Genomic DNA, 15,918 nt, shown 5'->3' on the forward strand with positions numbered 1-15,918 from the left:
CCGGGCCGAGGGTCGTGGCATGCACCTGCCCCATGACGCCATGACCCATGACGCCATGACCCATGACGCCAAGACGCCGTGACGCCGTGGCCGGTGGCCCCGGGCGGGCGAAGGCCCGGGCCTCCCTCACGGGACCCGGGCCTTCCCCTCCGGACGCGTCCGTCACGCCGCGACCGGAACCTCCGGCGTCACCCCGCTGGTCGCGGGGGCGAGCGCCAGTTCCAGGACCTGGCGGACGTCGGTGACGGCGTGGACGTCCAGCTTGTCCAGGACCTCCGCCGGGACGTCGTCCAGGTCGGGCTCGTTGCGCTTGGGGATGATCACGGTGGTCACCCCGGCGCGGTGCGCGGCGAGCAGCTTCTGCTTCACACCGCCGATCGGGAGGACCCGGCCGGTCAGCGAGACCTCGCCGGTCATCGCCACGTCCGTACGGACCAGCCGTCCGGACAGCAGGGACGCGAGGGCCGTCGTCATCGTGATGCCCGCGCTCGGGCCGTCCTTGGGGACCGCGCCCGCCGGGAAGTGGATGTGCACGCCCCGGTCCTTCAGGTCGGCGACCGGCAGTTCCAGCTCGGCGCCGTGGCTGCGCAGGAAGCTCAGCGCGATCTGCGCCGACTCCTTCATCACGTCGCCCAGCTGACCGGTCAGGGTCAGGCCCGCCGCGCCCGTCTCCGGGTCGGCCAGCGACGCCTCGACGTACAGCACGTCGCCGCCCGCGCCCGTGACCGCGAGCCCCGTCGCCACACCGGGCACCGAGGTGCGCCGCTCGGCCGGGTCCTGGGCGGACTCGGGCACGTGGTGCGGCCGGCCGATCAGGTCACGCAGGTCCGCCTCGGTGACGGTGAACGGCAGCTCCCGCCGGCCCAGTTCGTGCTGCGCGGCGATCTTGCGCAGCAGCCGGGCGACGGACCGCTCCAGGGTGCGCACGCCGGCCTCGCGCGTGTACTCGCCGGCCAGCTTGCGCAGGGCGCTCTCGTCGAGGGTCACCTCCTCCTTGTCCAGGCCCGCCCGCTCCAGCTGGCGCGGGAGCAGGTGGTCACGGGCGATGACGACCTTCTCGTCCTCGGTGTAGCCGTCGAGGCGGACCAGCTCCATACGGTCGAGCAGGGCCTCGGGGATGGCCTCCAGGACGTTGGCGGTGGCGAGGAAGACGACGTCCGACAGGTCGAGCTCGACCTCCAGGTAGTGGTCGCGGAAGGTGTGGTTCTGCGCCGGGTCCAGGACCTCCAGCAGGGCCGCCGCCGGGTCGCCGCGGAAGTCGGACCCGACCTTGTCGATCTCGTCGAGCAGGACGACCGGGTTCATCGAACCGGCCTCCTTGATCGCGCGGACGATCCGGCCGGGCAGCGCGCCGACGTACGTACGCCGGTGACCGCGGATCTCCGCCTCGTCCCGGACACCGCCGAGGGCGACGCGGACGAAGGCGCGGCCCATGGCGTGCGCGACCGACTCGCCCAGCGAGGTCTTGCCGACGCCGGGCGGGCCGACCAGGGCCAGCACGGCGCCGCCGCGCCGTCCGCCGACCACGCCCAGGCCCCGGTCGCTGCGGCGCTTGCGCACCGCCAGGTACTCGGTGATCCGCTCCTTCACGTCCTCCAGGCCCGCGTGCTCGGCGTCGAGGACCGCCTTGGCGCCCTGGATGTCGTAGGCGTCCTCCGTCCGTTCGTTCCACGGCAGTTCCAGGACGGTGTCGAGCCAGGTGCGGATCCAGGAGCCCTCGGGCGACTGGTCGCTCGCCCGCTCCAGCTTGTCGACCTCCTTGAGGGCGGCCTCGCGGACCTTCTCCGGCAGGTCGGCGGCCTCGACACGGGCGCGGTAGTCGTCGGACTCCTCGCCCTCGCTCTCGCCGTTGAGCTCGCGCAGTTCCTTGCGGACGGCCTCCAGCTGACGGCGCAGCAGGAACTCGCGCTGCTGCTTGTCGACGCCCTCCTGGACGTCCTTGGCGATGGTCTCGGCGACATCCTGCTCGGCGAGGTGGTCGCGCAGTTGCTGGGTGGCGAGCTTCAGACGGGCCACCGGGTCGGCCGTCTCCAGGAGCTCGACCTTCTGCTCGGTGGTCAGGAACGGCGAGTAGCCGGAGTTGTCGGCGAGCGCGGAGACGTCGTCGATGGCCTGGACGCGGTCGACGACCTGCCAGGCGCCGCGCTTGCGCAGCCAGGCGGTGGCCAGCGCCTTGTACTCCTTGACCAGTTCGGCGACCTGGCCGGGCAGGGGCTCGGGCACCTTCTCGTCGAGCCGCGTGCCCTCGACCCACAGGGCCGCGCCGGGGCCGGTGGTGCCGGCGCCGATCCGGACGCGGCCGCGGCCGCGGATCAGCGCGCCCGGGTCGCCGTCGGCCAGCCGGCCGACCTGCTCGACCGTGCCGAGCACGCCGGTGCTCGCGTACGTGCCGTCGATGCGCGGCACCAGGAGTACCCGGGGCTTCCCGGGTTCCGAGCGGGCGGCGGCCTGGGCCGCTTCCACCGCGGCGCGCACATCGGCGTCGTTGAGGTCCAGCGGAACCACCATCCCGGGCAGCACGACCTCGTCGTCGAGCGGCAGTACGGGCAGGGTGAGCGGTGTGAACGCTGCGGACTCAGCAGCCATGATCTCCCCTTCGGCAGTCAAGTTGAGTTATGCCGACTCAATGCACGGGCGGCGTCGAATGTTCCCGGGTGGTCGTTCGCTGTGAGCGATCACGTCTGCCGGGTCCGGCACGTGGCACCGTACAGTCGCCTCACGTAAGTGGCGAATGTGCTGACTGGCTATTACGGAGGTCGTGTGGACGGGATCGTGCGGGCCTGGGTGGACGGGTGGGTCGTGTCGCGCGGAGCCGCTCCGCCCGTGCGGCGGCCCTGGGGGTTCACCGTCGACGTGGGGCAGTCCGCGCACGTGTCGCGGCACGTCCTCGCCCGGATCGGGGACGACGTCGAGGAAGGCGTGGTGCGCAAGGTCGCGGACGGGGTGACCGGGGCCGGTGTGTGGCTCAAGGTCTTCCAGGACCCGGCGGTGACCGCGGAATGGCTCGGCCCCGGCTGGTGGGTGGACCCGGAGCCGGGATGGCTGATGACGCTGCCGCTGCGCACGGCGGCGGAAGGGGGACCGAGGCCGGGACCGGCGGAGGCGGGGCCGGCCCGGGCGCCCGACGGTTATCGGCTGCGCGCGTGGACGCGCGGCGGCGTCACGCGCGTGATGGTCGCCGCGCCCGACGGCTCCTTCGCCGCGCGGGGCCAGGTGGCTCCGACCGGCGCGACCGCCGTCTTCGACCAGATCGAGACCGCACCCGGACACCGCCGCCGCGGCCTGGGCAGCGTCGTCATGCGGACGCTCACGGCCGCCGCTGCGGCCGAGGGCACCGAGACCGGCGTCCTCGCGGGGACGCCGGCGGGGCGTGCGCTGTACGAGTCGCTGGACTGGACGGCGGTGGCGCCGCTGACGAGCGCGAAGTTCCTGGGGGCGGGCGGGGACAGCGACTCGTGACCGGGGGCCGGGGCCGGGAGCCGGGGGCCGGAACCGGGGACCGGGGCCGGGAGCCGGGGGCCAGGACCGGGAGGCGGGGGCCACGGGGCCGGGACCGGAGGCCGGAGGCCAGGACCGCGGCCGCGGCCAGGACCGGGGCCGGGACCGGAGGCCGGGGCCGGGACCGGAGGCCGGGGCCGGGACCGGAGGCCAGGACCGGGACCGCGGCCAGGACCGGGACCGCGGCCAGGACCGGGACCGGGGCCGGGATCGGAGGCCAGGACCGGGACCGCGGCCAGGACCGGGACCGCGGCCAGGACCGGGACCGCGGCCAAAACCGGGGCCGGGACCGGAGGCCGGCGCCGGAACCCGCAGCCGGCCCAAGACCGGCCCCGCGGAATTCCCCGCCCTCCCCCGCCTCCGGTGCCAGGATGGGGCGATGCCCCTCTCCCGCGACATGTCCCCCGAACCCGGCGGCCGACCCGAAGTCCTGGACCGTCGTGAGGGCCCGTACGGCGAGGTCGTGCTGCGCCGGCACGGGGAGTTGCTCCAGATCATCGCCAACGGCTGCTTCCTGATGGACACCTCCGACGGCCGCTCGGAGCGGCTGCTCGTCGACGCCGCCCTGACCGCGCTGGACGGGCGCCCCGCACCCGACGTGCTGATCGGCGGCCTGGGCGTCGGGTTCTCGCTCGCGCACGCCGCCGCCGACCCCCGCTGGGGAGGCGTCACGGTCGTGGAGCGGGAACGCGCCGTCATCGACTGGCACCTCGACGGCCCGCTCGCCGCGATCTCCCGCTCCGCCCTCGCCGATCCGCGCACGACGATCGTGGAAGCGGATCTGCTCGACTACGTCGAAAAGACTGTCAATGAGACTTCCGCCACGTTCGACGCGCTCTGTCTCGACATCGACAACGGGCCCGACTGGACCGTCACCGAAGGCAACGGCGGACTCTACTCGGAGGCCGGACTCGCGGGCTGCGCAAGGGTGTTGAGGCCCGGAGGGGTACTGGCCGTGTGGTCCGCCCAGCCGTCGCCTGAATTCGAAGGAACCTTGAGAAATGCCGGGTTCCAACGGGTGCGTACCGAAGAGATCCCGGTTGCCCGAGGCGTGCCGGACGTCGTGCACCTCGCCGTCGTACCCGGATAGCAAAGGCGCGGTGACTCCCCGTACGCTGCTGCCCTGACGTCGATCATTGAGGCGTCAACCGCAGTCATGCGCAATCAAGGGATCACCCCACTGGTCCCGGAAAAGCACACCTCAGGGGCGGGCGATGGAGCAGACACACACCTCGCACAACGGCACGACGGCGACCCCGGGCGCACAGCGCCGCGTTCTGGTGGTCGAGGACGATCCGACGATCGTCGACGCCATCGCGGCCCGCCTGCGCGCGGAGGGATTCCTCGTGCAAACGGCGGGCGACGGCCCGGCGGCCGTCGACACGGCCGAGGCCTGGCAGCCCGACCTGCTGATCCTCGACATCATGCTGCCCGGCTTCGACGGCCTGGAGGTCTGCCGTCGCGTGCAGGCCGCCCGCCCGGTGCCGGTGCTGATGCTCACCGCGCGCGACGACGAGACCGACATGCTGGTCGGGCTCGGCGTGGGCGCCGACGACTACATGACCAAGCCGTTCTCGATGCGGGAGCTGGCGGCACGCGTGCACGTGCTGCTGCGCCGCGTGGAGCGCGCGGCGCTCGCGGCGGCCACGCCCCGCTCCGGCATCCTGCGCCTCGGCGAGCTGGAGATCGACCACGCCCAGCGCCGGGTGCGGGTGCGCAGCGAGGACGTGCACCTCACGCCCACCGAGTTCGACCTGCTGGTCTGCCTGGCGAACACCCCGCGTGCGGTGCTCTCCCGTGAGCAGCTGCTGGCGGAGGTGTGGGACTGGGCGGACGCCTCCGGCACCCGGACCGTCGACAGCCACATCAAGGCACTGCGCCGGAAGATCGGCGCCGAGCGGATCCGCACGGTGCACGGCGTCGGCTACGCGCTGGAGACGCCGACGCCATGAGCGGCGGGCCGGACGCACCGAGAGGCCCCGGGGAGCCCTGGGGCGGCGTACGACCGTTCTCGGTCAACACCAAGCTGGGGGCGCTCGTCGTCATCTCGGTGCTGATCACCACCGGGCTGGTGCTGATCGCCCTGCGCACCGCGACCGAACTGCGCTTCATCACCATCTTCTCGATGATCGCCACCCTGCTCATCACGCAGTTCGTGGCGCACTCGCTCACCGCGCCGCTGGACGAGATGAACACGGTCGCCCGGTCCATCTCGCACGGCGACTACACCCGCCGGGTGCGCGAGAACCGCCGGGACGAGCTGGGCGACCTCGCCCAGACGATCAACGTCATGGCCGACGAGCTGGAGGCGCAGGACCGTCAGCGCAAGGAGCTGGTGGCCAATGTCTCGCACGAGCTGCGCACCCCCATCGCGGGTCTGCGCGCGGTCCTGGAGAACGTGGTCGACGGCATCGCCGAGGCCGACCCCGAGACGATGCGCACGGCCCTGAAACAGACCGAGCGGCTCGGCCGGCTGGTGGAGACGCTGCTGGACCTGTCCCGGCTGGACAACGGCGTCGTACCGCTGCGCAAGCGGCGTTTCGAGGTGTGGCCGTACCTGTCGGGGGTGCTCAAGGAGGCCAACATGGTGGCCTCCGCGCGCGCGACCATGGGCTCGGGCGGCAGTCACACGCGCACCGACGTCCATCTGCACCTGGACGTCTCGCCGCCGGAGCTCACCGCGCACGCGGACCCCGAGCGCATCCACCAGGTCGTCGCCAACCTGATCGACAACGCGGTCAAGCACAGTCCGCCGCACGGCCGGGTCACGGTGAAGGCACGGCGCGGGCCGCTGCCGGAGTCGCTGGAGCTGGAGGTCCTGGACGAGGGGCCCGGCATCCCGCGCTCGGAGTGGCGCCGCGTCTTCGAGCGGTTCAACCGGGGGGCCGTCCGCCGGCCGCACGGCCCGGGCAGCGACGGCGGCACGGGACTGGGACTCGCGATCGCCCGCTGGGCGGTCGATCTCCACGGCGGCCGGATCGGAGTGGCCGAATCTGAGCGAGGTTGCCGGATTCTTGTCACTCTTCCGGGAGAGCCATCCGTGCCAAGTTGACGTAAAGTGCGAAGCGGAGCCCCAAGATCCACGAGCGTCCGCACCGACGAACGGCTGATGGACACGTGTGATCAGGCACAGCACCGGCCCAGGCCGGCCGCGGTCCGCACGCTCAGCGTGCGCGACCTGCATCGGCGCACCCGTTTTAGAAGTCAACCGCGCTTGTTTCCCGCCATTTCCAGCCCTGAAACACCCTTGTCGATGTGACATACGCGACGATGGAGCTGCCCGGCCTGACCTTCGCGGGCTGGGAGGCGTAGCCTTTATTCCCGCTGTCCATCACCTTGTGAAGCGGAAGAGGGCGGTTGCCGCCGTGTCGCCACAGTCCCCCAGTAACGCATCGAGCATCTCGACCGACGCAGACCAAGCGGGCAAGAATCCCGCTGCCGCGTTCGGCGCGAACGAGTGGCTCGTCGACGAGATCTATCAGCAGTACCTCCAGGACCCGAATTCCGTAGACCGTGCCTGGTGGGACTTCTTCGCCGACTACAAGCCGGGGGCCGCCAGCGCTCCGGCTCCGGCGGGTACTGCGGCCGCGGGGGCCGCAGGGACCACCACCCCACCCGCGGCACCCGCCGCCCCGGCCGCTCCGGTCGCCCCGGCCCAGGCCGCGCCCGCCGCCCCGGCTCCCGCGCCGGCCGCCGCCGCCCCGAAGCCCGCGGCCGCCGCTCCGGCGCCCGCGAAGCCCGCCGCGCCCGCGGCCAAGCCGGCCGCCAAGGCCGCGCCGGCCACCGCGGCTCCCGGGGGCCCCGAGTTCGTGACGCTGCGCGGCCCCTCCGCCGCCGTCGCCAAGAACATGAACGCCTCCCTGGAGCTGCCCACGGCCACGTCCGTGCGCGCCGTCCCGGTGAAGCTGCTGTTCGACAACCGCATCGTCATCAACAACCACCTGAAGCGCGCCCGGGGCGGGAAGATCTCCTTCACGCACCTGATCGGCTTCGCGATGGTGCAGGCCATCAAGGCCATGCCGTCGATGAACTGGTCGTTCGGCGAGAAGGACGGCAAGCCGACCCTCGTCAAGCCGCCGCACGTCAACCTCGGCCTGGCCATCGACCTGGTGAAGCCCAACGGCGACCGCCAGCTCGTCGTGGCCGCCATCAAGAAGGCCGAGACGCTGAACTTCTTCGAGTTCTGGCAGGCCTACGAGGACATCGTCCGTCGCGCCCGCGACAACAAGCTGACGATGGACGACTTCACCGGCGTCACGGTCTCCCTGACCAACCCCGGCGGCCTCGGCACCGTCCACTCCGTCCCGCGCCTGATGCCCGGCCAGTCGGTGATCATGGGCGTCGGCTCCATGGACTACCCGGCGGAGTTCCAGGGCACCTCCCAGGACACCCTGAACAAGCTCGGCATCTCGAAGGTCATGACGCTCACGTCGACCTACGACCACCGGGTGATCCAGGGCGCCGCGTCGGGCGAGTTCCTGCGCGCGGTGGCGAACCTGCTGCTGGGCGAGAACGGCTTCTACGACGACATCTTCGAGGCCCTGCGCATCCCCTACGAGCCGGTCCGCTGGCTCAAGGACATCGACGCCAGCCACGACGACGACGTCACCAAGGCCGCCCGCGTCTTCGAGCTGATCCACTCCTACCGGGTCCGCGGCCACGTCATGGCCGACACCGACCCGCTGGAGTACCAGCAGCGCAAGCACCCCGACCTGGACATCACCGAGCACGGGCTCACCCTGTGGGACCTGGAGCGCGAGTTCGCCGTCGGCGGCTTCGCCGGCAAGTCCCTGATGAAGCTGCGCGACATCCTCGGCGTGCTGCGCGACTCGTACTGCCGCACCACCGGCATCGAGTTCATGCACATCCAGGACCCCAAGCAGCGCAAGTGGATCCAGGACCGCATCGAGCGCCCGCACAGCAAGCCGGAGCGCGAGGAGCAGCTGCGCATCCTGCGCCGGCTGAACGCGGCGGAGGCCTTCGAGACGTTCCTCCAGACCAAGTACGTCGGTCAGAAGCGCTTCTCGCTGGAGGGCGGCGAGTCCGTCATCCCGCTGCTCGACGCGGTCATCGACTCGGCGGCCGAGTCCCGCCTGGACGAGGTCGTCATCGGCATGGCCCACCGCGGCCGCCTGAACGTCCTCGCCAACATCGTCGGCAAGTCGTACGCGCAGATCTTCCGCGAGTTCGAGGGCAACCTCGACCCGAAGTCGATGCACGGCTCCGGCGACGTGAAGTACCACCTGGGCGCCGAGGGCACCTTCACCGGCCTGGACGGCGAGCAGATCAAGGTCTCCCTGGTCGCGAACCCCTCGCACCTGGAGGCCGTGGACCCGGTCCTGGAGGGCGTCGCGCGCGCCAAGCAGGACATCATCAACAAGGGCGGCACGGACTTCACCGTCCTGCCGGTGGCGATCCACGGCGACGCGGCCTTCGCGGGCCAGGGCGTGGTGGCCGAGACCCTGAACATGTCGCAGCTGCGCGGCTACCGCACCGGCGGCACGGTCCACATCGTCATCAACAACCAGGTCGGCTTCACCGCGGCCCCCGAGTCCTCGCGTTCCTCCATGTACGCGACGGACGTGGCCCGCATGATCGAGGCCCCGATCTTCCACGTGAACGGCGACGACCCGGAGGCCGTGGTCCGCGTCGCGCGGCTCGCCTTCGAGTTCCGCCAGGCGTTCAACAAGGACGTGGTGATCGACCTCATCTGCTACCGCCGCCGCGGTCACAACGAGTCGGACAACCCGGCCTTCACCCAGCCGCTGATGTACGACCTGATCGACAAGAAGCGCTCGGTGCGCAAGCTGTACACCGAGTCCCTCATCGGTCGCGGCGACATCACCCTGGAAGAGGCCGAGCAGGCGCTCCAGGACTACCAGGGCCAGCTGGAGAAGGTCTTCACGGAGGTCCGCGAGGCCACCTCCCAGCCGACGTCCGGCGACTCCGAGGCGCCGCAGGACGGCTTCCCCGTCGCGGTGAGCACCGCGGTCTCCGCCGAGACCGTCAAGCGCATCGCCGAGTCCCAGGTCAACATCCCCGACCACATCACCGCCCACCCGCGTCTGCTGCCGCAGCTCCAGCGCCGGGCGGCCATGGTCGAGGACGGCACGATCGACTGGGGCATGGGCGAGACCCTCGCCGTCGGCTCTCTCCTCCTGGAGGGCGTCCCGGTCCGCCTGGCCGGCCAGGACTCCCAGCGCGGCACCTTCGGCCAGCGCCACGCGGTGATCATCGACCGGGAGACCGGCGAGGAGTTCACGCCGCTGATGTACCTCTCCGAGGAGCAGGCGCGCCTGAACGTCTACAACTCCCTGCTCTCCGAGTACGCGGCGATGGGCTTCGAGTACGGCTACTCGCTGGCCCGCCCCGACGCGCTCGTGATGTGGGAGGCGCAGTTCGGCGACTTCGTCAACGGCGCGCAGACGGTCGTGGACGAGTTCATCTCGTCGGCGGAGCAGAAGTGGGGCCAGACCTCCGGCGTCACCCTGCTCCTCCCGCACGGCTACGAGGGCCAGGGCCCGGACCACTCGTCCGCCCGCCCGGAGCGCTTCCTCCAGCTCTGCGCGCAGAACAACATGACGGTCGCGATGCCGACCTCGCCGTCGAACTACTTCCACCTCCTGCGGTGGCAGGTGCACAACCCGCACCACAAGCCGCTGGTCGTCTTCACCCCGAAGTCGATGCTGCGCCTGAAGGCCGCCGCGTCGAAGGCGGAGGAGTTCACGAACGGCCAGTTCCGCCCGGTCATCGGCGACGCCTCGGTCGAGCCGAACGCCGTCAAGAAGGTCGTCTTCTGCGCCGGCAAGGTCTACTACGATCTGGAGGCCGAGCGCCAGAAGCGCGGCGTCACGGACACCGCGATCATCCGCATCGAGCGCCTGTACCCGCTGCCGGGTGCCGAGCTCCAGGCGGAGATCGCCAAGTACCCGAACGCCGAGAAGTACCTGTGGGCCCAGGAGGAGCCGGCCAACCAGGGTGCCTGGCCGTTCATCGCCCTGAACCTGATCGACCACCTGGACCTGGCCGTCGGCGCCGACGTCCCGCACGGCGAGCGCCTGCGCCGCATCTCGCGGCCGCACGGCTCGTCCCCGGCGGTCGGCTCGGCCAAGCGGCACCAGGCGGAGCAGGAGCAGCTGGTGCGGGAGGTGTTCGAGGCCTGAGCCTCTGAACACCGCTGAGCACCGGTAGCGCGTGCAGCGGCCCCGTCGCCTCCATGGCGGCGGGGCCGCTGCCGTGTGCGCCTGCGGCGGGTCCGGTCGGCAGCGGTGCCGCATACCCTGGAGTCGTATCACCCGCGGACCAGGCCCATTCCCCAGGAGAACAACCCGTGTACTTCACCGACCGAGGCATCGAGGAACTCGAGAAGCGGCGCGGCGAGGAGGAGGTCACCTTCGAGTGGCTCGCCGAGCAGCTGCGGACGTTCGTCGACCTGAACCCGGACTTCGAGGTCCCGGTGGAGCGGCTGGCGACGTGGCTGGCCCGGCTGGACGACGAGGACGACGAGTAGCCGCCGCCGGGCGGCCGGCGGCGGTCCGTCGGCCCCTCTCGCCGCACGTGTGGGCGCCCTTCGGGGCGCCCTTCGGCGTTTGGGCGTCTGTTCGTCTGTGCCTCTGCGCGGCTGCGCGGCTGCGTGGCTGCGCGCGGCGGTGTGTCCGCAGGTCCGTGCGGCCCGGCGGCTCGACGGCCCCGTTCACCGCATCGGGTGTCTTGACTTCCCACTGCCGCGATATATCGTGAATGACAGGGGACGCGATATGGCGCGTCGCGCCGTCGAGGAGGTCTGCCATGTCCGAGTGGTCCGTCGCCGAGCCCAGCAAGCTCTCTTTCGACGAGCCGGTGCGCGAACTGCACGTTCGCGTGGTCGACGGCACGGTGAACGTGGTGGGGACCGACGAGGGCCCCGCCCGTCTGGAGGTTTCGCGCATCGAGGGACCACCCTTGGTGGTGACCCATCGCGACGGGACCCTGACGGTGGCCTACGAGGACCTGCCCTGGAAGGGCTTCCTCAAGTGGCTCGACCCCAAGGGCTGGCGGCGCAGCGCCGTCGTCTCCCTGGCCGTACCCGCGCACACCCGTGTCGCGGTGGGCGCGGTGAGCGCCGGGACGGTCGTCTCCGGCATCGACGGGCACGCCGAGGTGAAGGGCGTCTCCGGGGACACGACCCTGGTGAGGCTCACGGGCCCGGTGCGCGCCGACACGGTCTCGGGGAACGTGGAGGCCCAGGCCCTCACCGGCGACCTCCGTTTCAACTCGGTGTCCGGGGACCTGACGGTGGTCGAGGCCGGCTCCTCCGTGAAGGCCGACTCGGTGAGCGGATCGATGATCGTCGACCTCGATCCTACGAGCCGGCCCACCACCGTCAGCCTGGCCAGCGTCTCCGGTGAGATCGCCATCCGGCTGCCCCACCCGGCGGACGCGGAGGTGGAGGCCCACACCGCGAGCGGCGCCGTCTCCAACGCCTTCGAGGACCTGCGGGTCAACGGCCACTGGGGGGCCAAGCGCATCACCGGCCGGCTCGGCGCGGGCAACGGCAGCCTGAAGGCGACGACGGTCTCCGGCTCGATCGCCCTGCTGCGCCGGCCCCAGACGGAGGACGAGCCCTGGGAGCCGGAGACGGCCGCTCAGTCCGACGGAACACCCGCGGCTCCAACCGACGGAACATTCTCGGCTCCGGGGGAGAATGCCTCAGGCGGCCCGGCCGACGCGACCTCCTCCGACGGCCCGGCCGACAGCACGACCGACAAGAAGGTGCTCTGACATGCCCCCCGTCTTCGCCCACGGCCGCCTGCGTCTCTACCTGCTGAAGCTCCTGGACGAGGCTCCGCGCCACGGCTACGAGGTGATCCGCCTCCTGGAGGAGCGCTTCCAGGGGCTCTATGCGCCGTCGGCGGGCACGGTCTACCCCCGCCTGGCCAAGCTGGAGGCCGAGGGGCTGGTCACCCACACCACCGAGGGCGGCCGCAAGGTGTACGCCATCACCGACGCCGGCCGCGCCGAACTGGCCGACCGCAGCGGCGAACTGGCCGACCTGGAGCTGGAGATCCGCGAATCGGTCGCGGAGCTCGCCGCGGAGATCCGGGCCGACGTACGCGGCGCCGCGGGCGATCTGCGCCGCGAGATGCGGGCGGCGGCCTCCCAGGCCCGCCAGGGCTCCGGGCCGGCCCCCGGCGACCTCGGGGAACCCGGGGAGTACGGCGACAAGGAGGCGTGGCGCGCCGCCAAGGAGGAGATGCGCCGCGTCAAGCAGGAGTGGAAGGAGCAGGCACGCCGGGCCAAGGACGAGAGCCGGCGGGCCCGCGAGGAGGCCCAGCGGGCCCGGCGTCAGGCCAAGGAGGCCCAGGAGCGGGCGCGCGCCCAGGCCCAGGAGGAGATGCAGCGCATAGCGCGACGCGTCCAGGAGCAGGTCCAGGACCACTTCGCCCGAGGTGACTGGCCGACGGGCGTCCGGGAAGGGCTGACCGAGCTGGCCAAGGAGTTCGGCGAGTTCGGCAAGGACGTCGGGAAGGAGTTCGGCAAGGACTTCGGGTTCGGACGCGGCAGCGGCAGCACCGGCCCGGACGGTACGACGGCCAAGGGGCCGGTGTACTCGGAGACTCCGGTGGACTTCCCCGCCGACTACGAGCCGGCCTGGGCCCACGAGGCCCCCAGCGGCGACCCGGTCCGCGACCTGGACCGTCTGCTGGACCGCTTCCGCGACGACATCCGCGACTCCGCCCGCGACCACGGCGTCACGGCGGACCAGCTCCGCGACGCCCGCCGGCATCTGTCGGCGGCGGCGGCCCACATCGGGGCGATACTGCGGGCGCCCACGGCGTGAGCCGACGGCCGGCACCGACGGCACCGGAGGCGGGCGGCCAGGGCCCGTGGTCGGCGTGCGGGCCGTGCGAAAGGCGGGCCCGGTTGGCCCGGACCCGCCCGATGAGCACCGGCGAACGCCGGCTTCGCCCGGATGTCCCTCAGCGAGAAGTGAGGACGATCTTGCCGAACTGGTCGCCGGACGCGAGCCGTTCGAAGCCCTCACGGGCGCGGTCGAGAGGGAGCACCTCGTCGATGACGGGCCGGACACCCGTGGCGGCGCAGAAGGCGAGCAGGTCCTCCAGCTCGTCCTTGGTGCCCATCGTGGAGCCGACGACCTTGAGTTCGAGGAAGAAGATGCGGGTCAGTTCGGCATGGGAGGGCCGGTCACCACTGGTGGCGCCGGAGATGACGAGCGTGCCGCCGGGCCGCAGGGACTTCACGGAGTGGGACCAGGTGGCGGCCCCGACGGTCTCGATCACCGCGTCCACCCGTTGCGGCAGCCGCGCGCCCGGCTCGACCGCCTCGACGGCGCCGAGCTCCAGGGCACGCTTCCGCTTGGCCTCGTCCCGGCTGGTCGCGAAGACCCGCAGCCCGGCGGCCCGGCCCAGGACGATCGCGGCGGTGGCGACACCGCCCCCGGCACCCTGGACGAGGACCGAGTCGCCCGGGCGGACCCCGGCGTTGGTGAAGAGCATGCGGTAGGCCGTCAGCCAGGCGGTGGGCAGACAGGCGGCCTCCTCGAAGGAGAGCTCCTTGGGCTTGGGCAGGATGTTCCACGTCGGCACGGCGACCTGCTCGGCGAAGGTGCCCTGGTAGCGCTCGGTGAGGATGGAGCGGGGTTCGTCGGGGCCGACCCCGTGCCCGCTCTGCCCGATCACGGAGTGCAGGACGACCTCGTTGCCGTCCTCGTCGACGCCCGCGGCGTCACAGCCGAGGATCATCGGCAGCTTGTCCTCGGCGAGGCCCACGCCCCGCAGGGACCAGAGGTCATGATGGTTGAGGGAGGCGGCACGGACCCGGACGGCGCTCCAGCCGGGCCGGACCCCGGGAGCCGGACGCTCCCCCGACTCCAGGCCGTTCAGCGGCTGGTCACGGTCGATACGAGCGGCGTAGACGGCGAACATGCACACGACGATAGGGTCCGCGCCCCTGGACGGAAACCGGGCGGCGCTGTGAGCAATGCCCTCTTGCCCTGCCGCACCGGCCGCGCGTCCGCCCGACGCCACCCGACGGACGGCGGGCCGGAACAAGGAAACGGAAAGGGAAACGGCCCCGCCCGAACCCGGGCGGGGCCGCTCACCGACCCGCGTGGGCCGTTCACCGACCCGCGTCAGCGACGCGCGACACCCTCGGCACGAGCCGCCGCGGCGACGGCGGCCGTGACCGCCGGCGCCACCCGCTCGTCGAAGGGCGACGGAATGACGTAGTCCGCGGCGAGGTCGTCACCGACGACACCCGCCAGCGCCTCGGCCGCCGCGATCTTCATGCCCTCGGTGATCCGGGACGCCCGCACCTGCAGCGCACCGGCGAAGATGCCCGGGAACGCCAGCACGTTGTTGATCTGGTTCGGGAAGTCCGAGCGCCCGGTCGCGACGACCGCCGCGTACTTGTGGGCGACGTCGGGGTGCACCTCGGGGTTCGGGTTGGCCATGGCGAAGACGAACGCGCCCTTCGCCATCGAGGCCACCGCCTCCTCCGGGACCGTACCGCCGGAGACGCCGATGAAGACGTCCGCGCCGGCCAGCGCGGTCTCCAGCGACCCGGTCAGCCCGGCCTTGTTGGTGAACCCGGCCAGCTCGCGCTTGACGTCGGTCAGGTCCTCCCGGTCCGCGGAGACGATGCCCTTGCGGTCGGTGACCGCGACGTCCCCGATACCGGCCTCGACCAGCATCTTCGCGATGGCGACACCGGCCGCGCCGGCGCCCGAGATGACAGCCCGCAGGTCCGCGATGGTCCGCCCGCTCAGCCGCGCCGCGTTGCGCAGCGCCGCCAGCGTCACGACCGCCGTGCCGTGCTGGTCGTCGTGGAAGACCGGGATGTCGAGCCGCTCCTGGAGCCGGCGCTCGATCTCGAAGCACCGCGGCGCCGAGATGTCCTCCAGGTTCACTCCGCCGAACGAGGGCGCGAGGCGCACCACGGTCTCGATGATCTCGTCCACGTCCGTGCAGGCCAGCGCGATCGGGACCGCGTCGACACCGCCGAACTGCTTGAACAGGATCGCTTTGCCCTCCATCACCGGAAGGGACGCCTCCGGCCCGATGTCACCGAGCCCGAGGACCGCCGTGCCGTCGGTGACGACGGCGACGACGGACGACTTCCAGGTGTAGTCGTTCACCAGCTCCGGCTGTTCCGCGATCGCGGTGCACACGCGTGCGACGCCGGGCGTGTAGGCGAGGGACAGGTCGTCCTTGTCGCGGATCGGGACGGTGGCCTGCACGGCCATCTTTCCGCCGCGGTGCAGCGCGAACGCCGGGTCGAACGAGTCGAGGGGCTCCGCACCGCCCTCCTGGCCCGTATGGTCGGTTTCGCTCTCGCTGCGAGGATTGACGATCTCCGCTGCCACTGTGTCTTACCCCTTAGGTGTTCATGGTTGAGGGTGGCCACTCCTGGTTGAGAAGT

Annotated in this window: 11 protein-coding genes; 8 read left to right on the forward strand and 3 right to left on the reverse strand. The window is 71.8% G+C overall.

Going from position 1 to position 15,918, the window contains the following annotated elements; all coding sequences use genetic code 11:
• Positions 1-162: 162 nt before the first annotated feature.
• A complete protein-coding gene (gene lon, locus ACIP67_RS20615) occupies positions 163-2,586 on the reverse strand; it encodes an endopeptidase La (protein WP_401693402.1) in 2,424 nt (807 codons plus the stop codon).
• Positions 2,587-2,760: 174 nt separating this feature from the next.
• On the opposite strand from lon, the gene ACIP67_RS20620 reads away from it, so the two are divergent.
• The 8 genes from ACIP67_RS20620 (at position 2,761) to ACIP67_RS20655 (ending at position 13,318) form a co-directional block, all read left to right on the forward strand.
• On the forward strand, positions 2,761-3,459 hold the full coding sequence (locus ACIP67_RS20620) for a GNAT family N-acetyltransferase (RefSeq protein ID WP_401693403.1): 699 nt from the start codon (positions 2,761-2,763) through the stop codon (positions 3,457-3,459).
• Between the two features lie 418 nt (positions 3,460-3,877).
• Positions 3,878-4,588, forward strand: coding sequence for a spermidine synthase (locus ACIP67_RS20625; protein WP_401693404.1), 711 nt, complete (start codon positions 3,878-3,880; stop codon positions 4,586-4,588).
• Between the two features lie 124 nt (positions 4,589-4,712).
• Positions 4,713-5,450 (forward strand): response regulator transcription factor, encoded by a 738-nt coding sequence (locus ACIP67_RS20630; protein WP_058923261.1) that lies wholly within the window; start codon positions 4,713-4,715, stop codon positions 5,448-5,450.
• On the forward strand, positions 5,447-6,550 hold the full coding sequence (locus tag ACIP67_RS20635) for a sensor histidine kinase (RefSeq protein WP_401693405.1): 1,104 nt from the start codon (positions 5,447-5,449) through the stop codon (positions 6,548-6,550). Before ACIP67_RS20630 ends, ACIP67_RS20635 begins: the two co-directional genes overlap by 4 nt.
• A 313-nt stretch (positions 6,551-6,863) precedes the next feature.
• Positions 6,864-10,661: a multifunctional oxoglutarate decarboxylase/oxoglutarate dehydrogenase thiamine pyrophosphate-binding subunit/dihydrolipoyllysine-residue succinyltransferase subunit gene (locus tag ACIP67_RS20640; RefSeq protein WP_401693407.1), complete on the forward strand. Its 3,798-nt coding sequence runs from the start codon at positions 6,864-6,866 to the stop codon at positions 10,659-10,661.
• 167 nt (positions 10,662-10,828) lie between these two features.
• Complete coding sequence (locus ACIP67_RS20645; RefSeq protein WP_003992906.1) at positions 10,829-11,008, forward strand: DUF6104 family protein; 180 nt, start codon at positions 10,829-10,831, stop codon at positions 11,006-11,008.
• Between the two features lie 278 nt (positions 11,009-11,286).
• Entirely contained in the window at positions 11,287-12,258 is a 972-nt protein-coding gene (locus ACIP67_RS20650; protein WP_401693408.1) for a DUF4097 family beta strand repeat-containing protein, read from the forward strand.
• Between the two features lies 1 nt (position 12,259).
• A complete protein-coding gene (locus tag ACIP67_RS20655) occupies positions 12,260-13,318 on the forward strand; it encodes a helix-turn-helix transcriptional regulator (RefSeq protein WP_401693409.1) in 1,059 nt (352 codons plus the stop codon).
• Between the two features lie 139 nt (positions 13,319-13,457).
• Here the strand turns inward: ACIP67_RS20655 and ACIP67_RS20660 are convergent, their stop codons facing one another.
• The gene (locus ACIP67_RS20660; RefSeq protein ID WP_401693411.1) at positions 13,458-14,423 is read right to left on the reverse strand and encodes a zinc-binding dehydrogenase; all 966 of its coding nucleotides are present in this window, start codon (positions 14,421-14,423) and stop codon (positions 13,458-13,460) included.
• 206 nt (positions 14,424-14,629) lie between these two features.
• On the reverse strand, positions 14,630-15,862 hold the full coding sequence (locus tag ACIP67_RS20665; protein ID WP_401693412.1) for an NADP-dependent malic enzyme: 1,233 nt from the start codon (positions 15,860-15,862) through the stop codon (positions 14,630-14,632).
• Positions 15,863-15,918: the final 56 nt, after the last annotated feature.

The organism is Streptomyces sp. NPDC088812 (assembly GCF_044750285.1).
In the GTDB taxonomy this organism is placed as follows: Bacteria; Actinomycetota; Actinomycetes; order Streptomycetales; family Streptomycetaceae; genus Streptomyces.